Origin of the sequence: Cohnella phaseoli (assembly GCF_003386235.1) — a bacterium.
Classification (GTDB): Bacteria; Bacillota; Bacilli; order Paenibacillales; family Paenibacillaceae; genus Cohnella; species Cohnella phaseoli.
Window position 1 is genome coordinate 20534 of sequence record NZ_QRDZ01000045.1, and the last position, 21687, is coordinate 42220.

The following is a 21687-nucleotide window of genomic DNA, read 5'->3' on the forward strand; positions in this document are numbered from 1 at the left end:
CTACCGTCACTTTGCTGCACGACCCGAGGCCAAGGCTGCCCGCATTTTTAGAAATATTTCAGATGGGAGTCTTATAGTAAAAAGGATATAGACATAAGGGAGCTCGTTGACCTTGGCCATGATATTGAAGCGTATGTCACAACGCAAAATCGCGATAGCGGCCGTTCTGTTCGCGTTGGCGCTTATTGGCGCGCGAATGGCGTGGATTTCGTATTTCGATCAGACGGACCAACCGCGCGCGGCGGACGGATTGCTTGATTTACGCGGCTGGGATTGGGAGCGGGGAATGGTCGCGCTGGACGGTCAATGGGAGTTTTATCCCGGACAATGGCTGACGGGGGGAGAGAGCTCGCGGCCGGACGCGCAGAAGATTACGGTGCCGGGGGGCTGGAATGCTTATTTGCCCGGAGACGGAAGTCCGGACGGCCAGCCGTTCGGCTACGGCTCCTATCGGCTAATGATCCGGGTCGATCCGGGAACGGATACGACCTTCAGCGTTCGCGTACCGAGCGTACGCAGCTCGTCGACTTTGTATGTCAACGGCCGCAAGCTGGCCGGCTCCGGGGTGCCGTCGGACAGTCAGCAAACCTATACGGCAAGAAACTTGCCCTATGTCGCTTCATTCACTGCGGATCGTTCCGGGTCGATCGAGCTGATCATGCGGGTTGCCAATTACAAAGACATTCGGCCAAGCGGCATCATTCGGTCCGTCAAGCTCGGAACGGAAGGGGCAATCGCGCGCGAGGCCCAGCTGTCCGTATCGCTGCAAGGGCTGGCCGCCGTCGTGTTTCTGATTCATGCCGGATATGCGCTTATTCTCTACTTGATCGGAACCCGGGAGCGGAAGCTGCTTTTCTTTTCGCTGCTTACCTTCAGCGTAATGACGATGGACGCGTTCGGCAGCAACGAGAAGGTGCTGCATCAGTATTTGCCGGTCGATTACGATTGGGGTTTTAAGTTTGTCCATCTGTCCATGGCCGGCGTCGCCTATTCGCTGCTGCAGTGCGTGTCGCAGCAGCTGCCCGCATTCTGGCGCAGAATCTCCCCGTGGTTTTCCTTGCTGTGCGGCGGGGCTGCTTTGTTCGCGCTGTTCTTGCCCGCAACATATATTTTGAAGATACAGCCCTTGTACGGAGCGGTAGTCGCTGTATCCGTTGTCGTTACGATCATTTCCATGGTTCGAACTTCCGTGAAAGATGTCGCGGGCAATGTCCCCCTGCTGTTCGCTCTGATCGCGTTTGCGAACAACTCCCTCTGGTGGAGCATTGACATCCTCACAGGCATCAAAGTTATGTACTACCCTTTCGATTTGATCCTCTCCACCGCTTTTTACGCATCCGTCTGGTTCAAAAGCTATTTTCAAGCCCATGCGGAGATGAAAGGCCTTGCCGCCAAGCTGCAGGATGCGGACAAGAAGAAGGATCAGTTTCTCGCCAATACCTCCCATGAGCTGCGCAATCCGCTGCATGGCATATTGAATATTTCTCAAGGGGTGTTGGAGAGAGAGCGGTACCTGCTGCAGGAAAGAAGCGTCAAGGAACTGGAAGTCGTTCTGTCCGTCGGGCGCAGAATGTCCCTCATTCTGAATGACTTGTTATATGCGATGAGCCTTCAGGAGAACGCCCCTCGGCTTCAGTACAGCAGCTTTTCCATTCACTCCGTCGCAACCGGCGTGCTGGATATGCTGCAATCGATGCGAGAGGGCACGTCGGTCAAGCTGGTGAACGACATTCCGGACGATTTTCCCCGAGTATACGCCGACGAGAACCGAGTCGTTCAGATCGTCTTTAACTTGCTTCACAATGCCGTCAAGTTCACGTACGAAGGCGAAGTGGCCATTCGCGCGCGGGTCGACAGAGGAAAAGTGCTCGTATCGGTTTCTGATACGGGGATCGGAATGGACGAAGAGGCGATGAAGCGTATTTTCGAGCCGTACGAACAAATCGGCGAAGACAGCTCGAGGATTGAAGGAGGATTCGGACTCGGGCTAAGTATTTGCAAGCAGCTGATAAGCCTTCACGGGGAATCGCTGCAGGTCGACTCGATTCCGGGTCAGGGCTCGGAGTTCACTTTCTCGCTGAGATTGGCCGATTCGCGCAGCGGCGAGGAGGAACGGAAGTCCGCCGCCTCGGCGGCGATCGCTCGGGCGGAATCCGCGGCTTCTTTGTCGGCAGATTTCGGGGACGTTGCGGCTAAGTCGGAGGAGGATCGGCTGTCTTCCGCGGATCGGCCCAGAATATTGCTGATCGACGACGACCCGGTTAACCTGAAAGTGCTCGAATCGATTCTTACGTTCGAGAGCTACGATATGACGTCGGTTACGAGCGCCAACCGAGCGCTGGACATTTTAGACGAGAAAGAATGGGATCTGATCGTGTCGGACGTCATGCTGCCCCGAATGTCCGGCTATGAGCTGACGCGCGCGATTCGCACCCGTTATTCGATCTCCGAGCTGCCGATATTGCTGCTTACCGCCAGAAGTCAGCCCGAGGATATTTCTTTCGGTTTCCAGGCGGGGGCCAACGAATACGTGACGAAGCCTGTGGAAGCTTTGGAGCTGCGTTCGCGGGTCAAGGCGCTGACCGATGTGAAGAAGTCTTTCCGCGAACGTCTGCGAATGGAGTCCGCATGGCTTCATGCGCAAATACAGCCCCATTTTCTATTCAACACGCTGACGGCGATCCGTGCGCTGAGCGAGATCGATTTGGATCGCATGCGCAAAATGCTCGAAGCTTTCGGCAACCATTTGCGGGACAAGTTCAAGCTTCATAATATCGACGGACCCGTTCCGATCGAAGAGGAGCTGAGCCTCGTCCGGTCCTATCTTCAGATCGAGCAAGAGCGGTACGAGCAACGTCTGACCGTGTCGTGGCAGCTAGACGAATGCAAGGACTTGCGCATTCCGCTGCTGACGATTCAACCGCTGGTCGAAAATGCGATCCGTCACGGCGTTATGAAACGGTCAGAAGGGGGCGTGATTGAGATCCGGGTGTCCGATTTCGCGACCTATGCCGAAATTGAGGTCAAGGACGACGGAGTCGGCATGGACGAAAATCCGCTCATGCGCAAGGGGGAGGCAGGCGCGGATTTGGAGGCGGGAATCGGCTTGATCAATACGGATCGGCGGCTTAAGCGTATGTACGGCAAAGGGCTTCGGATCAGAAGCTTGCCGGGCCGGGGAACCTCCATCTCGTTTATCGTCGACAAGAACGTTTCCGCCAATTTGCCGGTCAGCCCGCGTGAGTAACGCCATGAAGCGTTTCTTCTTAACAGAGACGGGGTTTTCTCGGAATAACGGCATTTTCGTCTATTGTCCCTTCCTTGTTCGCCTTTAAGAAAACGTCTACAATGGGCGATGAAGGAATTCCCGGGGAAGTGATGCCGTTTGAAGTCGCAACGCGTGCTCGTTGAATATATACAAGGAAAATGGCCGTATTATCTGCTTGCGATTGCATTTATGACCGCCGGCAATATTATTCAGTCGTTCTATCCGCGCATTATCGGCAACTTTGCCGACCAGTTGAAGCAGAACGGGCTGTCCGAATCGCATATTATCGATTACGGCTTGCTGCTGCTTGGGGTAGCCCTTGCCTTCGGCGTTCTCGCCGGACTCGGACAATACATCGTGATGAGACTCGGACGGATGTTCGAGTTTTTTACGCGCGGGCGGCTGTTCGATCATTTTATGACGCTGGGCGAGCATTTCTACTCCCGGAACGGCGTAGGCAAGCTGCTTAGCTACGTGATGAACGATGTGACGGCGGTTCGCGAGGCGCTTGCCAGAGGCATCAACCAGTCGACGAACTCCAGCATTCTGATCGTCTCGACGGTATCGATGATGCTGCTTAGCGACATTCCGCTATATTTGATTGCGGTCAGCGTGCTGCCGCTGCTTGCCATTCCCTGGATTGTCGTCGTCTTCGGTCCGGTTATTCGCTCCCGTTCTCTGTCCGTGCAGGAGGCACTGGGGAAAATGACGGAGTCCGCGGAGGAGCAGTTCGGCGGCATACGGGTGACCAAAAAGTTCGCGGTCGAACGCATTATGAGCGAACGCTTCGGCGCCGAAGCCGACCGGGTTCACGACAAGCAGCTTAAGCTGGTCCGCGTGTCCTCGCTGTTTCAGGCGCTTATTCCGTTTCTCGGCACCCTGTCGCTCATAGTCGCTATCGTTTTCGGAGGCTATCTGACGATCCATGGCCGCCTCTCGTTAGGCAACTTCGTCGCGCTTACCCTTTACATTCGTATGATGGTCAACCCTCTGCAGCAGATCGGCGGAGTGATTAATACGATGCAGCGTTCGCGGGCTTCGCTAGACAGAATCAATGAGCTGCTATCCAAGGAAGGGGAAATTCAGGAGGCGGAGCAGGCTCAGGCGCGCGATCTTAGCCGGGCCGGTATCCGCATCCGCCATCTGACTTTTTCTTACCCCGATTCCGAGCCCGAGGCGCTGCACGATCTGAGCTTGGATATCAAGCCCGGCACGACCGTCGGCATTGTAGGGAAGACCGGTAGCGGCAAGACGACGCTGGTAAAGCTGCTGCTGCGGATGTACGATCCGCCGGAGGGCGCGATTGCGATCGGCGGCGTCGACATTCGGGATTTGACGCTGGAAAGCTTGCGCAGTCAGATCGCTTACGTCCCGCAGGAGGGCTTCCTGTTCAGCACGACGATTCGCGACAACATCGCTTTCTATCGAAGAGATTCGGCGATGAACCAGGTGGAGGAGGCCGCCAAGCAGGCGCAAATCTACGGCAATATCGTCGAGTTCCCCGATCGATTTGAGACCAAGCTGGGAGAACGGGGCATTACGCTCTCAGGAGGCCAGCGCCAGCGCACGAGTCTGGCTCGAGGCCTGATCAAGCACGCGCCGATTATGATTCTGGACGACAGCGTCAGCGCGGTAGACGCCGTAACGGAGCAGCGCATCGTCGAGACGATCTCGTCCGTGCGCCAAGGATTGACGACAATCGTGATCGCGCATCGAATCAGCGCGCTTAAGCACGCCGACGAGATCGTCGTGCTGGACGAGGGGCGGATTGTACAGCGGGGGACCCACGCTCAGCTTCTCGACCAGCCGGGGCTATACGCCTTGCTGCATGCCATTCAGGAGGAGGGAAACCGCGATGCCGAATAACGCCCGCTCTCAGGTCGGCAAGAGGACGGCCTTGCGTTCGCTGCTGGCTTACGGCAAGCCTCACCGCCGGCAATTCGCGCTTGTTTTTCTCCTGGCACTGCTCGCGGTTGCGGCCGATTTGCTTCAGCCGTATTTGGTGAAAGTCGCCATTGACGACAACATTATGGCCGGCAAGAACGATTACCGGATGCTGCTGATCATCTGCGGGGTGTATTTGCTGTTGTCGGTGCTCGGGTTCGTGTTCAGCTACTTGATGAACAATGTGCTGCAATACGCTTCCCAGAGCATTATCGCCCGCATTCGCAAGGACCTGTTCCGTCATATTACCCGATTGTCGATATCGTATTTCGACCGTACGCCTAGCGGCAGTCTGATTACTCACGTATCCAGCGACACCGAATCTCTCAACCAATTTTTCTCCCAAGTTTTATTGAGCTTGATGCGCGACGGAATGACACTGATCTTCATTGTCGCCGTCATGTTCCATCTCGACGCGGAGCTGACGCTGTACTGCCTGATTCTGATTCCGCTGCTTTTTCTGATTGCGATCGGCTTCCGCCGGCATATGAGAAAGACGTATCAGAACACGAGAACGGCTTTGTCCCGGCTCATTGCCTTTGCTGCGGAAAACCTGGCCGGAATGAGCCTTATTCAGGCGTTTCATCAGGAGAAGGAACAGAAGAGTCGATTTTCCGATCGCAATCGCGCTTATTTCGGAGCCAACCTTAAGGAAGTGAGCACCAACGTTCTGTTTAACCGCTCCTTCGATATTCTCGGAGGCTTGGCCGTCGCTTTCGTGACTTGGCTGGGCGGGAACGCGGTGTTTCACGGCAATATCGAGTTCGGGGTTATGTATGCGTTCATTACTTATATTCGTCTGTTCTTTCAGCCGATCAGCACGATTACGCAGCAATGGAACACCCTGCAGTCGGCGACCGTGTCGGCGAACCGCATTTGGAGCATTTTCTCTACGGAGCCGGAAGTGAGGGATGCGGCCAAGCCCGTCGATATGGAGTCGCAAGCGGTTCAAGGACGGATTGAATTCAATCGCGTGCAGTTCTACTACAAGGAAGGGCAGCCGGTTATTCACGATCTCAGCTTGCGCATCGAGCCGGGCGAGATGATCGGCGTCGTCGGCGCCACAGGGGCCGGGAAGAGCACGCTGATCGGTCTGCTGTGCCGTTTCTACGACGTTCGTCAGGGCAGCATTACACTGGACGGGACGGATGTGCGGGCCATTGATCAGGAGCGGTTGAACAGATTGATCGGGTTGGTGCAGCAGGAGCCGTATTTGTACTCCGGCAGCATCGTCGACAACGTGAGGATGTTCGATGAATCGATCTCGCGGGAAGAGGTTGCGCGCGCCTGTCGGCTTGTCGGCGCAGACGAATTGATCGGCAAATTGAAAGACGGCTACGATACCCGTCTGTCGGAGCGGGGGAGCGGGCTGTCCGCGGGAGAGCGCCAGCTTATCTCCTTCGCAAGAATTATCGTGTTCCAGCCGAAAATTCTGATTTTGGACGAAGCGACCGCCAACCTGGATTCCCACACCGAGCAGCTTGTCCAGAACGCGCTTCGTGTCGTCTCGGAGCATCGCACGACGATCGTCATTGCTCATCGGCTGTCGACGATTATGCACGCGGACCGGATCATCGTCATGCGCGGCGGCCGCATCGTCGAGGAAGGCACGCACGCCCGGCTGCTTGAGCTTCGCGGTTACTATGAGGAGTTGGTTCGCCATTCCCAAGGCAGCGCTGCGGGCGAACGGAAGGGGAGAGAGCTCGGCTAGAACCGAAATCTCGCTTTAAGCAATTGGGGAGGGATTATACGCAGAAAATTAGTTGATAAACCAAACAAGGATGTACCGTCGCAACAGTTCATCCTTGTTTGTCGAGCTTCCGCACAAGAGGCAGGAAGATCGCGTCTACGATCTCGATAACGGCCTCATCGGTCAGCGGGGTATGGGTCGTGAGCAGCTCGAATCGCACCAGGTCAACGGGAAGGCTGATGACGCGTTCCGGCAGCTCTTCGAGCTTCACCTCGCCTCGCCGCTGAGCGTTGCTCAAGATGCTCGACATGGCTACGGCGAGCGGGTCCTCCGATCTCGGGGGCAGCGTCAGCTTGGAATGAAGCTCGTCCCCGTGGAATTCGACCATCAGGCCATGAATCGTCTCGGCGCCAATCATCTGCAGCGGCTTGATGATTCTTCCTAGCAGGGTGAGCACGTCATCTCGCAGATTTCCCGTATCGGGAGTGTCGAGGGAAGGCTTGGGTAAGTGCTTCATAAGCGCGGCGACGATTAACTTCGCCTTGTTCGGCCACCGTCTGTAGACGGCGGTCTTATTTGTTTTCGCCCGGACAGCGACAGCTTCCATCGTCAGTCGGGAATAGCCGGTCTCCCCCAATTCCTCCCATGCGGCTGACAGGATGGCCTTCTCCAGAACGTCTCCGCGCCTCCGCGATCCCGCCGTTTCTTGTTCCTCACCCTTCCGTTTACTGTCGTTTGCTGTTTTCGGCATATCGTTTTCCTCCTCCCGCGATGTATTTTGTTAGGTCATGTTGGGCTCTTATAAAGAGTATATTGCATTTTCACTAGAATGATAATATGATTGTAATCAAATAAGGTACGGTACGTACCGTACCTTAACGAAAATGAGAGGTGAACAACAATGGCTATGAGTCAAGCAGAGGCAATCAAGCCTCTCAAAGAAAAAATCGATCCCGGTATTTTGAAGGTCGCACTTATTCTTGTTTTCGGAGCGATCGCTTCCCAGTTGGATTCAACTATGGTTAATGTGGCGATTAACACGCTTGCGTTAGACTTGCACAGCACCGTGTCGGCGATTCAATGGGTGATTACGGGTTACGTGCTGGCGATGGGGCTGGCGGTTCCGGTCTCCGGTTGGGCGATTCAGCGGTTCGGCGGGAAAAACGTGTATATGTTCTCGCTGTGGGTATTTCTCATCTCTTCCCTCCTATGTTCTCTGGCATGGAACCCCGGCAGCTTGATCGGCTTTCGTTTGATCCAAGGGATAGGTGCGGGATTGCTCGTCCCGACGATGCAAAATGTGCTCGTCCAATCGGCGGGAGGGAGCAGCCTGGGAAGGCTGATTGCGATCATTAGCATTCCGGCGCTGCTCGGTCCGATTCTCGGTCCGGTTATCGGCGGGCTGATCATGGACAACATGAGCTGGCGGTGGATTTTCTATGTGAACATTCCGATTATGTTAATCGCTCTCTGGCTGTCCTGGAAGCACATCCCGAAGGACGAATCTTCCCCAAATAAACCCGGACTCGACGTGATAGGACTCCTTCTATTGTCTCCGGCCTTCGCGGTTCTTATTTATGGCATTTCTGAGGTTAGCGCTCAGGGAGGATTATCCTCGGCGGGAGTGCTCATTCCGCTGGCAGCCGGACTTGTCCTGCTTGCTGCTTACATTGTGTATGCCTTGCGGTTGCGTTCATCCCCGCTGCTCGATTTGCAATTATTCCGTTCCCGGAATTTCCTGGCGTCGAATGTCACCTTGTTTCTCTCGGGCATGGTGATGAACGGAGTGCTTCTGTTGCTCCCGCTTTATTACGAACAAGTTCGCGGTGAGAGCGTGTTGATGACAGGACTGCTCTTAATACCGCAGGGGGTAGGGATGCTCATTACACGGAGTTGGATTGGGGGCTTGGCGGATCGAATTGGTTCTCGAAATATTGTGCTCGTGAGCCTGGTAGTGACGCTGGCGGCCAGTATTCCATTCGCGTTCGCAGGGACGGATACGAATCATTTCTTGCTGGGTGCGGCACAGCTTCTGCGGGGAGCGGCGTTGAACGGAATCTTGATTCCGATTATGGTGTCCGCATATGAAGGATTGCATAAGGAGCAAATTCCGCATGCCAGCATCTCGACGCGGATTTTTCAGACGATCGGAGGCGCGTTTGGCTCGGCTGTCTTGGCAACAGTTATCGGACAGCAATTGACCGGCGGAACGGGATCGAGCCTTACCTCGCTAGCCCATGCGTACCAAGTAGCTTTCTGGTGGTCAGTCGGGTTTGCGGCTGTTGCAATTCTTCCTGCTTTGTTCCTATCTAATCGTAAAAAATAAAAGAGACCGATATTCAATTAACGGCAGTATTCAGGATTTTGGTTGCCAGGGCGGCAAATTGCAAGCGCTCGGTCTCCGTCATTCCTGCGGTTACAGCATGGATTTGACGCTCGATCTGATCGGCGACCACATTTCGAAGAACTGATGCAGCTTCGCAAGCTGTACTACAACCTCAGCATTGACGAACGCATCCGCGAAGAAATATGATTTGGACAAGAACAATGGGCGCTAACGTTCATTCCGAGAGGGGCTAGAGGCAATGGAGGGCAAAATCGAATACGGATCGATCGACGAGTATATCGCTAGTTTTCCGCCGGAAATTCAACAATTGCTTGCAAGCGTCAGAGAGACGATTCGCGAAGCCGCCCCCGAGGCGACGGAGAAAATCAGCTATCAGATGCCGACCTACGCATTGCACGGCAATCTGGTGCATTTCGCCGCATTCAAAAACCACATCGGATTTTACCCGGCTCCGCAAGGGATTGAGGCGTTTAAGAAGGAGCTGTCGGTTTATAAGGGAGCCAAAGGCTCGGTGCAGTTTCCGCTCGATCAGCCGCTTCCGCTTGAGCTGATTGCCCGCATCGTAAAGTACCGGGCGGAGGAGAACAAGCGGAAGGCGGCGGCCAAACCCAAAGGCGCTGCACGGCAAAGCAAGTGACCGGGCTCGTTACTCCAGTCCCGTACCTTCGTCGAATCCAAGCATAAGGTTCATATTTTGAATAGCGGCCCCCGAGGCGCCTTTGCCCAGATTATCGAACCGGGAGACAAGCGAGATTCCCTCTTCATGACCGAAAACGAACAGATCCAGACGGTTCGTATGATTGCATTGCATAAGATTAAAGAAGCCTTCCTCAAGATTGGCCGCGGAGTCGTACGGCATAACTCGAATGAAACGTTCGTCTGCATAATGCGAGGCCAGCAGCTCTTGAATATCTTTCACTGTTGCCTTCTTCGTAAACATTCTGGGAGAGAGCGGAACCGTAACGGCATCGCCTTGATAATAATTGCCGACAATCGGCGTGAAAGTCGGCGCTGCGTCCAGCCCGGAATAAAACTTCATTTCCGGCAGATGCTTGTGGTTAAGATGAAGCGCGTACGGTCTTGGTGCGGAAAGCTGCTCTTTGCCTGAATTCTCGTATTCGGCGATCAGCTTCTTTCCGCCGCCGCTGTATCCTGTCAGCGAATAACAGGAGGCAGGATAATCCTTCGCTATAATTCCCTCCGCTACCAAAGGCTGAATCGCCAAAATATACCCCGTCGCATGGCATCCTGGGACGGCTACGCGGGATGAATGTTGAATTTGTTTTCTTTGCTTCTTATGCAATTCTGGCAACCCGTACGTCCACTCCGGGTGGGTTCTGAACGCCGTGCTTGCGTCGATGACTTTGGTGTTAGGATTGCTGACCATTGAGACAGCTTCCTTGGACGCGGCATCCGGAAGACAGAGAAATACGACATCGGCTTCATTGAGAAGCGCCCTGCGAGCAGCGGCGTCTTTGCGTTTTTCCGGCTCAATGTGGAGCACTTCGATGTCGGAAATCTTGGATAAGTAATCATGAATTTTTAACCCGGTTGTCCCTTCCTGACCGTCCACAAATATTTTATATTTCACTTTTCCACCTCTTGGATGATCTTTTTAATGGGTTATTATACGTATATATGAATATTTATTCAACAAAAACATATGAAATGAGCATGTGTCATCGCCCGTTGACAATCTGATTGTATTAGTTGTATAGTACAAACAACCGCCAAGGAAGGTGAAATGACGTCGTGCTGAACTTCTACGAGTTGAAGTTGAACAACAAGGACCCCGTATACTTGCAGGCGGTTCTCTACGTTAAACGGCAAATTCTGCTGCGCAACGCGGTATCCGGCGACAAGCTGCCGTCCAGACGCGAGGTTGCGGCACAGTTGAGCATTAACCCGAATACGGTGCAGAAGGCGTTTAAGCTGATGGAGGATGAAGGGTTTGTGCGCACGAGCAGCACTCTGGGCAGCGTGATCTACGTCGACGACGTCATTTTCCGCGCGATTGAAGAAGAACTGACCCGCGAGCTGGTGCAATCGTTCGTCGATTCGGCCAAGGAGATTCGTTTGTCGTTCAAGACGGTGGTTGAGCTGATCAGCGAGCATTGGGAATAATTTTTTTAAGCTGATTGTACTATTCGAATAATACAATTGAGGTGTTGCGGCTGTGATGAAGGGATTTTATCGTCTGGTCAATCGGGAGTTTGCCAAGTGGCTGTGGTTTATCGCAGCGGTATGCGCCGCCGCCATCGTTGTGCCCCTTGTACTGCTGCATAAGGAACTGCGGCCTTACAACGAATATTGGGTGAACGAACGCTACGAAGACGTGTACGCCTCTTCTGGAAGCATTCTTCTGTTTCTCGTTTTGTTGGCGCTTGTGTGCGCTTTTTTTCTACTGACGATCTATGCGGACTACTGGGGCAGCAAGAGCATCTATACCTATTTGACGCTTCCGGTCGGTCGGGAGGCTCTCTATCTTAGCAAGCTGACGGTTTTGGTCACCTGTCTGCTCCTGCTGCTGGCGTCCAAGCTCATCGGCATCCGGCTAGGCTACTCGCTGTACGCGGCCAAGGTTGCCAGCTATGGCGACGGGCAGTTCGTCATGCACAACGGTTATTTTCTGGCGATGATCCGCTCCGAGTTTTTCCGGCTGCTGCTGCCGCTTGGCGTCAGTCGGCTGCTGTCCACGCTGTCGCTGCTGCTCGCCGCGGCTGTGACGCTTTACTACGGCGCGTTGTGCGAGCGCAGCCGGACGTATAGGGGGATTGTTCCGATTGCCGTCGCAGTCTGGACAATGGTTGACGTGATCGGCTATCGACTTGGAGAAGTGAATGTGAACAGCGATCCGACGGGACTGTATTTAAGCAGCGCTTTGCTGCTTGTAGTGAGCGGATTGTTGATCGGACATAGCCTGCGGATGGTGCGAAGGGGCGCAATTGCTTAACGAAATGCGTTAGAGGAGGGGAACCGATGGGAACGATCAGAAAACACGTCGCATTGCCTGCGTTGGTGCTGGCGATTGCCGTACTTGCGATATTGGGGTTAATCGTCTATGGCGCGAAGGATAAGGGAAAGTTCGAGTTCATTGATCTGATCGGCAGTCGTGAGGCGATTCGGGACGTCGCGCTGGTTGGCGAGCTGAGCGACGGGATGCACAGCACTTCGTTCCGGATAGACGGAGGGCGACTTCACACGGACACGAAGCTGTTCGATCAGGCCCGGAACATCCCTGCGTATCTTTATTATCCGGGAAGTGTCGGACCATTCGGCGCCGTGCGATTTGGCAGGATGGAATACAACATCGAAAACAGAAGCACAGAGCATACGATTTATTCTCGCGTCATGACGGACAAAGGTTACTCGGTTCCAGAAGGAGCGGCGGAGGTGAAGCCGTCTGTTGTTTATCGGCCGGCCTCGGCTTCGGACGAGAACGCTAACTTCAGATGGACGAATCCGCTGGAATACGGCCTGGCGCAAATTGGCGACCGCGTCTTCTACACGCTTCCCGTAACGACCGATTATACCGGGATGAATGCCATTTATGAGCTTAAGTTCTATGATTGGGGCTTTCGGCCGCAGGACATGAAGCCGTTCGAGTCTCGCAAGCTGGTCGAGCTTCCGCTCACGGCGAACGAACCGGGGGGAACGGGCATTGAAATACTCGGCTTGAAGGCGGTGGGCGATAAGCTGGCGCTGCTGTCGGTGGAGGCGGGTTACCTTCATATCCGCAGCTTCGACAGCGACAGCGGCAAGCTGCTCGGCGAGGCGGACTTGTCGAAGTCCGATCCGTCGATTAACTGGCAAGCCGCATATTCCGAGCGATACGAGGCGTATGTCGATGCGCAGCGGGCGTTGCTGACCGTAAGCTTTCGCGGCGTGTCGCAAGATGCGGAGGAGCGGCCGCATACGGCGGTGCTCAGCTTCGATTTCTCGAACGGTATCGAACTTGTCGACTGGTCGAACTTATCGTTCGAAGGCAACGAGGAGAATAACTATGGCGGCGTATCGCTGCTCGGCTATCGGAACGGCAGGGTGATCGCCGTCCGCTCCTATCGCGAGCCGGAGTCGGAGCAGGAGCGCGGCGTCTTCGACATTTTGCGGCCGCAGCATCTGTATCTGTACGTCTTCGAGCATGCCAAGCTGATATATAAGGGCGAACTGGCTACGGATAAAAACGATGACCGTATCCGAGCCTTCAATCGGGTTGGCGGATACGATTACTCGCCGACAGAGCATCGGAATTTCTTGAATGTTGCGCTTGAATAGCGAAGGGGAACGCAAGTCCGGGAGGGATGGCTGTGATCGAGTTAAAATATGTAGATAAGCGCTATCCGACGAGCAACGCTCTGCTGTACATTAACAGCCTGACGATAGAGACGGGAGAGATCGTCGGCATTCTGGGCGAGAACGGCAGCGGCAAAACGACGCTGCTCAAGTCGATTATGGGGCTCGGCGAGCTGCAGAGCGGAGAGATTACGATTGCAGGGAAGCCTGTCCTGGATCAGTATGAGCGGATGGCGTTTATTACCGAAGAGGGCAGCTTCTTGCCTAACAGCACTCCGTTGGAATACGGGGAGTTTCTGGCGGCATTTTTCCCCCGATTCGATCAACCGTATTACGCCGAGCTGCTGCAGCGATACGAGCTGCCGATCCGCCGCGCGATCAGAACCTTCTCCAAGGGGCAGAAAATGAAGCTGGAGATGAGCGCGGGGCTGGCCAAGCGAGCGGACTATTTGCTGATGGACGAACCGTTCGTCGGCAAGGACGTTTTTGCGCGGCGCGATTCCTTGAAGCTGCTGATGTCCGGACTGCGCGGCGACGAGACGGTGCTGATCAGCACTCATCTGATCGACGAGATCGAGAACGTCATCGATCGCGCAATTGTGCTGCATCAAGGGCTGGTGCGGGCCGATGTCACTATCGACGATCTCCGGGAGGAAGGAAAAAGCTTGACGGATGTCATGCTGGAAGCGAGACAGAGCAACCGGCATTATGCCGATTAACGGAACATAGAACGACGATTTGCCAAGAACGGAGATTAATTTATGAGAGAAGCGTTACAGACGGTTGCGGAGCATATCATTTCGAATGCCAGGCTGCTGCGCTGGCGAGAGTTAAAGGGCGGCGTGTCTGCTCAAGTCATCGGGCTTGAGCTTGAATTGGGCGACGGGAGCTTACGCAAAATCATTATTCGCCGCCATGGGGCGACCGATCTTGCACGAGATCCGGACATTGCCCGACATGAATTCCAGCTTCTCGGACTGCTGCACTCCGCAGGGCTGGCGGTACCTGCGCCGATCTTCGCGGAGGCATCATCGGACCTGCTCGGCTCCCCTTATATCGCTATCGAATTCATCGAGAGCCAAGGTGAGGTAGATCGGATGGCGATTCCCGACTTTCTAGGGCAATTGGCCGCGCATCTCTTCGCCATCCATCAAGCAGAGCTTCCGCTAACAGAGCTTAGTTTTCTTTCGCAGCAGGCGGATGCGGTTTCCGCCAAGTTAGCCGCTAGGCCGGCGCAGCTGGACGCTTCCCTGAGCGAAGGACGGATCAGGGAAGCGTTGGATTCGGTATGGCCGCTGCCGCAAGCCAATCGGTCCGTGCTGCTTCACGGCGACTACTGGCCGGGAAATACGTTGTGGAGGGGAGGGAAGCTTGCCGCCGTAATCGACTGGGAGGACGTCGCGATCGGGGATCCTCTCGCAGATGTGGGCAACGCCAGATTGGAAGTTTTGTGGGCGTACGGACCCGAGGCGATGGAGGAGTTTACGCAGCATTACCGGTCGTTGGCGAAGGGGACGGGATTTAGCCAGCTTCCGTACTGGGATCTGTACGCTGCCTTGCGGCCGGCCTCCCAGCTCTCCCGCTGGGGGCTGGAGCCGTCCGTTGAGCGGACGATGCGGGAGCGGCATCTCTCGTTCGTAGACAGAGCCTTGGCGGAGCTTCGTTAGCTTGCGGCGGTAACGGACGCGCCTGAACGATTGTTTACGACTGCCTGAACCGCATGCGGAACGCCTTCGGCGTCGTCCCGGCCAGGCGGCCGAAGCAGCGCACGAAATGCGGAAAAGAGCCGAAGCCTACCTGCTCGGCAATCGAACCGATCGCCTCGTTCGTGTCGATCAGCAGCCGCTTCGCCTGCTCGATCCGATAGCGGGTCAAATAATCGAGAGGCGTGCACCCGTAAGTTCGCTTCATGCACAGGGAGATATAGTTCGCGTGAAAATGCAGCTCCTCCGCCATCCTTTTATAGGTAAACGTCTCCCGATGGCTGCGGCGCAGAAATGCCGCAGCTTCTTCGGCGATCGCCCAATACGCGCCGCCGGCCGGAAGTCTGGATTCCTCCTGCACCTGCAAGAGCAATTCTTGGAAAAGCAACTGCTGCCGCCAATAGGAGAACGCGGACATCTCGGCTTGCAGCGCCAGCATTTCGCGCAGATGGGTGTACGCGGATTCGGGCGCAAGCAGATTGCCCGTCTGCGGCAAGTAGAAGGAGAACGGATGAGCAATCGGATACTCCCCTTCGGCCAAGGACAGAATCGCCTTTCGGCCTTCCTCGGCATTCGCCTCGCTCCAGCCTCCGAACGTCTGGAAATGAATCCAGTAGAAATGGGTTTCCTCCTCGCATGGCTCCGTCGCCCGATGAGCGCGGTCCGGCCGCAGCAATCCGAAGCCTCCCGCGGGAATGACCACAGGCAGCGATTCCTCCGCCAAATATAAGCAGCCTCGGGTAACGAACAGCAGATCGAATACGCCGATGCCCGAGCGATCGACATGGCTGCGGCCCGAAGCGTACGTATCTTCGCCGCAGGTAATGAAATGCGGCAGAGGCGGAGAAATAAACTTCAGCATTCGGAATCTGCCCCCCTTTTCTTCATGCGCATGCGTTTCTTTATTATAGCGAACAAATCAACATCGATGTTGTGATCGAACAAAAACTGTGTGCGTTACGCTATCGGAGAGATGGCTTCGCGGTGCTATATTAGGAGGGTGAACACCATTCTCCGAATAAGCGAGGTTATTCATAATGAGCAAACGGAACACGGCATTCGAGGCGCTTCCGCTGGGCGCGATCAAGCCGGAGCAATGGCTTCGGGATCAGCTGCGCATTCAGGCGGACGGGTTAACCGGGCACCTCGAAGAGCATTGGGCGGACGTAGGTCCCGGCAACGGCTGGATCGGCGGCAAGGGGGAGAGCTGGGAGCGCGGGCCTTACTATTTGGACGGGCTGCTGCCGCTGGCCTATTTGCTGGAGGACGAGCGGCTGATCGCCAAGGCGCAGCGCTGGATCGAATGGTCGCTGGCCAGCCAGCGCGAGGACGGAGCGTTCGGGCCGGACATCATCGAGACGGTAAACGAAGACCTCGACAAGACGCAGGATTGGTGGCACTACATGATCATGCTGAAGGTCTTGACGCAATATGAGGAAGCGACCGGAGACGAACGGATCGTTCCGTTCCTTACGTCTTACTTCCGGTATGTGCGCGGTCGGATCGAGGAGCAGCCGCTGCGCGGGTGGGCGGAGGCGCGCGGCATGGAGATGCTGTTGACGATCCAGTGGCTCTACCGGAAAACCGGAGACGAACAGCTCCTACAATTGGCGAGCATCGTACAGTCCCAAACGACGAACTGGACGGACGTCTTTCACGATTTTCCGTTTTGGCGCAAAGTCGAGCGATGGGACTGGAAAACGCATGTCGTCAATGTCGCGATGGGCATTAAAGCGCCTGGCGTTCTCTACGAGCAAACCGGGGATTCTCGCGCTCATGCGGCGGTTCACCGCGGCATCGACAGTCTGATGACGTATCACGGACAGGCTCACGGGATGTTTTCCGGAGACGAATGGCTGTCCGGCACGCATCCGAGCCAAGGGGTGGAGCTGTGCGCCGTTGTCGAATATATGTTTTCCATGGAGAAATTGACTAGAGTGTTCGGGGAAGGGCGCTTCGGCGACATTCTCGAACAGGTGGCGTTTAATGCCCTGCCTGCCGCCGTTTCAAGCGATTGGACGTCGCATCAGTACGACCAGCAGGTGAACCAGATCGTCTGCAACGTGGCGACACGGGAGTGGAGCAACAACGAAGAGGCGAATCTGTTCGGCCTGGAGCCGCATTTCGGCTGTTGTACGGCGAATATGCACCAAGGCTGGCCGAAGCTGGTGTCGCACCTGTGGATGAAGGATGGGGAAGGCGGTCTGGCGGCGGTCTCGTACGCGCCCTGCACGGTAACGACTCAAGTCGGAGCAGACGAGCAGGCGCGGGCAACGCTGAAGGTAAGCGGCAATTATCCGTTCCGCGATACGGTCGACATCGAGCTGGCTTTGGACGAATCGGCGGAGTTTGCGATCTCGCTGCGCATTCCGGGTTGGTGTGAGCAACCGACCGTAAAAGTAAACGGGGAAGAGTTTGCACTAGCGATTGAGAAAGGGTATGCGAAGCTGTGCCGGGAGTGGTCGGATGGCGATCGGCTGACGTTGCGGATGCCGATGAAGGTTAAAACCGTTACCCGCAATTTGCTTGCCGTTAGCGTGGAGCGCGGACCGCTCGTCTACGCTTTGCCGATTCGTGAGAACTGGCATCTGCTGCAGCAAAGGGAGAAGTTCCATGACTGGGAAATTTACCCCGGCTCTCCATGGAAATACGGCCTGCTGGCCGACAGCGAGTATGAGGTCAGCTTGGAGGACGTCGCCTATCAGCCGTTCGACGCCCAGCACTCTCCGGTTCGACTGAAGGCGAAGGGGCAACTTGTGCGCGAATGGAGGATGGAAGGCAACAACGCCGGAACTCCGCCGATGCATCCGAACGCGGACGATCAGCCGGTCGTCGATCTGGAGCTCGTTCCTTACGGCGGCGCGAAGCTGCGCATCGGGGAGTTCCCGACGATCGGCCATCCGCTCGAAGCCAGAAAGCATATGTAATGGGAAATCCCCCTCCGGACGCGCAGCCGCGCATCCGGAAGGGGGATTTATGTCTTTGCGGAGCGGCTCGGCCAAGTTACAATGGGGGGAAAGGTTTCAAGGCGGATAGCGAATGTCCGCGCCGAAGGGAGGTATGGCTTATCCGGTTAAAGTTCGGGGATATGCCCCTCAAGAGAAAGCTGTTTCTATGCATTGCGCTGCTGATCGTCGTGCCGCTGCTGCTCGCCGGCTTTTACTTGAACAACCAGTTTACGAGGCTTACGCTCAACAAATCCAGCGATATTGCGCTGCAGACGCTTAAGCAGACGAGGCAGAACTTCGACTCCCTGATCGCCGATACGAACGATCTTACGCTGCGGATGATGTCTAACGAGCAAATCCAGAAGTTTCTGAAAGACGATTACAACAAAGAGCTCGACTATGATCAGTACTATCGGGAAATTATCGCCTGGCTGAACGATTTAATAGGCTCCAAAGCTTATTACGATACGATCGGCATCGTCGCCGGCGGCGAGCGGGTCGTTTTCCAGATGGGTACGCTGGATTCCGTTGTAGATGCCGAGCACGCGCGAACGGCTTCTGAGCTGAAGGGAAAGCTGTATTGGGCTTCCGACGGCAATCGGCTGTATGCGTATAGAAGAATTATGGATTTTAACAAATACGACAGAGAACTGGGCATCATCAAGCTGAACGTTTCCGAAGAAGCCGTGCATCGTTTTTATGAGGGGATCAATTCTTACGAAGGCTCGAGAATCGATCTGCTCGACGCTTCGGGCAAGGTGCTGTCCTCGTCCGCAAAAACCGCGATCGACGGCACTTATGAGCACTACGAGGAAATCCGGGCGGAGATCGCGTCCGGGGAGGAAGGCTTCTTCGGAAAAACGGTTGGAAGCGAGAAAAATATCGTCCTGTATTATCGGATCGCAGGTCCCGATTGGGTGCTTGTCCAGACGATTCCCGAAAGCTCCTTTACTTTGTTGAAGACGACTCTTAACACCGTTCTATTAATCGCGATCGGACTATGCGTCCTGTTCGGATTTCTTTTTTCTCTCGTACAGCACCGTTATTGGATCAAGCCGTTGGGAAGGCTGCGCACGGAGATGGCCAAGCTGCGCACGGGAAATTTCAATATCGCTCTCGAAGGCGCGTCGAAGGACGAGATCGGGGAAATCCACCAAGGCTTTATCCGCATGGCCGGGCAGCTCAAGCAGACGATCGACGACGTCTACGTCAGCCGCATCAGGCGCAGGGAAGCGGAGCTGACCGCCTTGCAGGCGCAGATCAACCCGCATTTTCTGTATAACACGCTGGATTCTATACATTGGCTGGCGATGAAGCACCAAAATTACGACGTAAGCGAACAGATCGAAGCGCTCTCGGAAATTTTCAAGCACGTGCTCAGTAAAGGCCAGCCGGTTGTGACGATCGAGCGCGAGCTGGAGTTTCTGGAAAGCTACATGCTCATTCAGCAGGCCAAATACGGCCAGCGAATTAAGCTGAGGGTCGACGTCGATCCGGAGCTGTTGAGTTGCGAGGTTCCCAAGCTGATTTTGCAGCCCTTGGTGGAAAACGCGATCCTTCACGGGCTGGAAGAGAAATTGGAAGGCGGGACGATCGAGGTCGGAGTCCGGCAGGTCGGGGAACGTATTCGGCTGGTCGTATCCGACGACGGGCTTGGCACCGATGAGGAGCGGATAAACCGGATGCTAAACGAGGAGGATGAACGGCAGGAAGTCTTCGCGCTGGGGAATATCGACGAGAGGATCAAGCTGCAATACGGGCGCGAGTTCGGTTTGAGCTTCAGCAGCAAGATTGGCGAGGGAACAGTCGTAGAAGTGCTAGTCCCCGCCGCCGGGAGAACGAATAAGGAGGAGAGGCGCAATGAAGCTGCTGATCGCGGATGACGACCGGCAAATTCGGGAGGGGATCAAAGCCGGCATAGACTGGTCTTCTTTGGGAATCGTCGAAGTGCTGACGGCGGCGAGCGGGACCGAGGCGTTCGAGATCTTTTGCGCCAATCTGCCCGAACTGGTCGTGACGGATGTCCGAATGCCGGGGATGGACGGTCTGGAATTGCTAAAGCGAATCAAGGAAACAAGACCGGCGACTAAGGTAATCATCCTCAGCGGCTACAACGACTTCAAGTATCTCAAAAAGGCGATTCAGTGGGATGCGGCCGATTACGAAATGAAGCCGATCCGCGCAAGAAGCTTGATTCAGCTGATCAAGAAGGTCAGCGAGGAGATTGTCCGCGAGCGGGTGTCGGAGGAGACGTTCCGCAAATATTTGGCGTCGCACAAGGAGCTCTTCGTCGACGATTTCGCGGGAGGGAGAATTCGCGACCGTCTCATTCTGCAGGACGGCTTAATGCAATATTTTCAATTCGATGCCAAGGGGACTCTTCTATGCGTCCGTATCGAACAGGATCGGCGCAGGGAAGAAGCGGCGGAGAAGGAGCGGTGCGCCGATGCGATGCTTCGCGCTTTAGGCGGCCGGGAAGCGGAAGCCGGCGAATTATGGTTAAAGACGAAGGACGGGAGCCTGATCGGATTGCTGAAGCTGGAGACGGTCTCGTATTTGTACGCGCGACATGCCGTCGCGTCGTTGAAGAACCGACTGGCGGATTCGGTTCGGGAAGTTGCGCAGACGTGCGGCTGTTCGTTGTCGGCCGGCATAAGCCTGCCCGGGAACGCGTCCGATGTAAACGAATTGCAGGCGCAGGCGCGGGAGGCTCTGGCGCTTCGGCTGTATTCCGGCAAGGGCTCGGTTCATGCCTTTGAAGAGGGAGGAGCGCTCCGCGAAGAGACGATCAGGGGGCTTGCGGAAGACGACGAATTCCTCAATCTTATCCGCGAAGCCCGACTAGAGCGCTTAACCGAGCGGGTATCCGTCGAATTCGCCAGACTTCGGCAAGAAAGAGCGTACGGCGAGAAGAGCCTTGCGGGATACTGCAAAGCATTGATTCATCTGCTCCCTGCCGCCGCGGGCGAGCCTTCCGCGGAATTGGCCGAATACGCGCGCCGACGGATCGAGGAGCTGGAGACGAGCGCATTCGTCGACATCGGCGAATACGAGGATTTCGTTCGCTTGGCGTTCGAGGAGGCGATCGAAGCTTACTTCAACGTCGGAGTCGCCCGTCTAAGCGCGCCGATCCAGCTTGCCGAAGCGTATATACGGAATCATTACGCGGAGGAGCTGACGGCCGAGAAGGTGGCCGAGCATGTGGGCAAGACGCCGAACTATTTTAGCCACCTGTTCAAAAAAGAAATGGGCGTTCCGTTCCGGGAATACGTCAACCGTCTGCGTATTGCCAAAGCCAAGCAGCTAATCGAGCGGACGACGGACCGAATTTACGAGATCGGCGAACGGGTCGGCTTCTCGGATTATGCATACTTCACGCAAGTGTTCCGCAAGCTTGAGGGCTGCTCGCCGACGGCGCTCAGGAAGAAGCCGGACGTCAAGGACGAAAACCTTAAAATCGAAGATTAGCAATAGTTTTCGTAGTTTTTTGAAAT

General features: G+C 55.5%; 16 protein-coding genes. 13 read left to right on the forward strand and 3 right to left on the reverse strand.

Going from position 1 to position 21687, the window contains the following annotated elements:
- Positions 1 to 133: 133 nt before the first annotated feature.
- From DFP98_RS35130 to DFP98_RS35140, 3 genes are all read left to right on the forward strand, one after another.
- Positions 134 to 3247 carry a hybrid sensor histidine kinase/response regulator gene (locus tag DFP98_RS35130; RefSeq protein ID WP_246017042.1) on the forward strand — a complete coding sequence of 1038 codons (3114 nt, stop codon included), beginning with the start codon at positions 134 to 136 and terminating at the stop codon, positions 3245 to 3247.
- 138 nt (positions 3248 to 3385) lie between these two features.
- Positions 3386 to 5134: an ABC transporter ATP-binding protein gene (locus tag DFP98_RS35135; RefSeq protein ID WP_116065306.1), complete on the forward strand. Its 1749-nt coding sequence runs from the start codon at positions 3386 to 3388 to the stop codon at positions 5132 to 5134.
- Complete coding sequence (locus DFP98_RS35140) at positions 5124 to 6923, forward strand: ABC transporter ATP-binding protein (protein ID WP_246017044.1); 1800 nt, start codon at positions 5124 to 5126, stop codon at positions 6921 to 6923. The genes DFP98_RS35135 and DFP98_RS35140 overlap by 11 nt, the downstream gene beginning before the upstream one ends.
- Positions 6924 to 7011: 88 nt before the next feature.
- Here DFP98_RS35140 and DFP98_RS35145 read toward each other — a convergent pair whose 3' ends face one another.
- Positions 7012 to 7653: a TetR/AcrR family transcriptional regulator gene (locus DFP98_RS35145; RefSeq protein WP_116065308.1), complete on the reverse strand. Its 642-nt coding sequence runs from the start codon at positions 7651 to 7653 to the stop codon at positions 7012 to 7014.
- A gap of 150 nt (positions 7654 to 7803) precedes the next feature.
- Here DFP98_RS35145 and DFP98_RS35150 point away from each other — a divergent pair, with 150 nt between their 5' ends.
- Complete coding sequence (locus DFP98_RS35150) at positions 7804 to 9228, forward strand: MDR family MFS transporter (RefSeq protein ID WP_116065309.1); 1425 nt, start codon at positions 7804 to 7806, stop codon at positions 9226 to 9228.
- A 259-nt stretch (positions 9229 to 9487) separates the two neighbouring features.
- The gene (locus tag DFP98_RS35155; protein WP_116065310.1) at positions 9488 to 9886 is read left to right on the forward strand and encodes an iron chaperone; all 399 of its coding nucleotides are present in this window, start codon (positions 9488 to 9490) and stop codon (positions 9884 to 9886) included.
- Positions 9887 to 9895: 9 nt separating this feature from the next.
- Here DFP98_RS35155 and argC read toward each other — a convergent pair whose 3' ends face one another.
- The gene (gene argC / locus DFP98_RS35160; RefSeq protein ID WP_116065311.1) at positions 9896 to 10840 is read right to left on the reverse strand and encodes an N-acetyl-gamma-glutamyl-phosphate reductase; all 945 of its coding nucleotides are present in this window, start codon (positions 10838 to 10840) and stop codon (positions 9896 to 9898) included.
- Positions 10841 to 11001: 161 nt separating this feature from the next.
- Here argC and DFP98_RS35165 point away from each other — a divergent pair, with 161 nt between their 5' ends.
- From DFP98_RS35165 to DFP98_RS35185, 5 genes are read left to right on the forward strand one after another with little or no spacing between them, the layout of a single operon-like run.
- A complete protein-coding gene (locus DFP98_RS35165) occupies positions 11002 to 11373 on the forward strand; it encodes a GntR family transcriptional regulator (protein ID WP_116065312.1) in 372 nt (123 codons plus the stop codon).
- A 52-nt stretch (positions 11374 to 11425) separates the two neighbouring features.
- Positions 11426 to 12202: a hypothetical protein gene (locus DFP98_RS35170; protein ID WP_147310323.1), complete on the forward strand. Its 777-nt coding sequence runs from the start codon at positions 11426 to 11428 to the stop codon at positions 12200 to 12202.
- Between the two features lie 26 nt (positions 12203 to 12228).
- The gene (locus DFP98_RS35175; RefSeq protein ID WP_116065314.1) at positions 12229 to 13524 is read left to right on the forward strand and encodes a hypothetical protein; all 1296 of its coding nucleotides are present in this window, start codon (positions 12229 to 12231) and stop codon (positions 13522 to 13524) included.
- Between the two features lie 32 nt (positions 13525 to 13556).
- Positions 13557 to 14261 carry an ATP-binding cassette domain-containing protein gene (locus DFP98_RS35180; protein WP_116065315.1) on the forward strand — a complete coding sequence of 235 codons (705 nt, stop codon included), beginning with the start codon at positions 13557 to 13559 and terminating at the stop codon, positions 14259 to 14261.
- A 42-nt stretch (positions 14262 to 14303) separates the two neighbouring features.
- On the forward strand, positions 14304 to 15209 hold the full coding sequence (locus tag DFP98_RS35185; protein ID WP_116065316.1) for a phosphotransferase family protein: 906 nt from the start codon (positions 14304 to 14306) through the stop codon (positions 15207 to 15209).
- A gap of 34 nt (positions 15210 to 15243) precedes the next feature.
- Here DFP98_RS35185 and DFP98_RS35190 read toward each other — a convergent pair whose 3' ends face one another.
- Positions 15244 to 16107: a helix-turn-helix transcriptional regulator gene (locus DFP98_RS35190; protein ID WP_116065317.1), complete on the reverse strand. Its 864-nt coding sequence runs from the start codon at positions 16105 to 16107 to the stop codon at positions 15244 to 15246.
- 175 nt (positions 16108 to 16282) lie between these two features.
- On the opposite strand from DFP98_RS35190, the gene DFP98_RS35195 reads away from it, so the two are divergent.
- The 3 genes from DFP98_RS35195 to DFP98_RS35205 all read left to right on the forward strand — a co-directional run bounded on the left by DFP98_RS35195 (position 16283) and on the right by DFP98_RS35205 (position 21661).
- Positions 16283 to 18172: a beta-L-arabinofuranosidase domain-containing protein gene (locus DFP98_RS35195; protein WP_116065318.1), complete on the forward strand. Its 1890-nt coding sequence runs from the start codon at positions 16283 to 16285 to the stop codon at positions 18170 to 18172.
- 161 nt (positions 18173 to 18333) lie between these two features.
- Positions 18334 to 20076, forward strand: coding sequence for a cache domain-containing sensor histidine kinase (locus DFP98_RS35200; RefSeq protein WP_181918137.1), 1743 nt, complete (start codon positions 18334 to 18336; stop codon positions 20074 to 20076).
- A complete protein-coding gene (locus DFP98_RS35205; RefSeq protein WP_116065320.1) occupies positions 20054 to 21661 on the forward strand; it encodes a response regulator transcription factor in 1608 nt (535 codons plus the stop codon). Before DFP98_RS35200 ends, DFP98_RS35205 begins: the two co-directional genes overlap by 23 nt.
- Positions 21662 to 21687 lie beyond the last annotated feature (26 nt).

What these genes read in the sequence shown, in the direction of transcription:
- DFP98_RS35130 (WP_246017042.1), top strand. Translation starts at nt 134, where the DNA reads ATGTCACAACGCAAAATCGCGATAGCGGCCGTTCTGTTCGCGTTGGCG.
- DFP98_RS35140 (WP_246017044.1), top strand. Translation starts at nt 5,124, where the DNA reads ATGCCGAATAACGCCCGCTCTCAGGTCGGCAAGAGGACGGCCTTGCGT.
- DFP98_RS35145 (WP_116065308.1), bottom strand. Translation starts at nt 7,653, where the DNA reads ATGCCGAAAACAGCAAACGACAGTAAACGGAAGGGTGAGGAACAAGAA.
- DFP98_RS35150 (WP_116065309.1), top strand. Translation starts at nt 7,804, where the DNA reads ATGGCTATGAGTCAAGCAGAGGCAATCAAGCCTCTCAAAGAAAAAATC.
- DFP98_RS35155 (WP_116065310.1), top strand. Translation starts at nt 9,488, where the DNA reads ATGGAGGGCAAAATCGAATACGGATCGATCGACGAGTATATCGCTAGT.
- DFP98_RS35175 (WP_116065314.1), top strand. Translation starts at nt 12,229, where the DNA reads ATGGGAACGATCAGAAAACACGTCGCATTGCCTGCGTTGGTGCTGGCG.
- DFP98_RS35185 (WP_116065316.1), top strand. Translation starts at nt 14,304, where the DNA reads ATGAGAGAAGCGTTACAGACGGTTGCGGAGCATATCATTTCGAATGCC.
- DFP98_RS35190 (WP_116065317.1), bottom strand. Translation starts at nt 16,107, where the DNA reads ATGCTGAAGTTTATTTCTCCGCCTCTGCCGCATTTCATTACCTGCGGC.
- DFP98_RS35195 (WP_116065318.1), top strand. Translation starts at nt 16,283, where the DNA reads ATGAGCAAACGGAACACGGCATTCGAGGCGCTTCCGCTGGGCGCGATC.
- DFP98_RS35200 (WP_181918137.1), top strand. Translation starts at nt 18,334, where the DNA reads ATGCCCCTCAAGAGAAAGCTGTTTCTATGCATTGCGCTGCTGATCGTC.
- DFP98_RS35205 (WP_116065320.1), top strand. Translation starts at nt 20,054, where the DNA reads ATGAAGCTGCTGATCGCGGATGACGACCGGCAAATTCGGGAGGGGATC.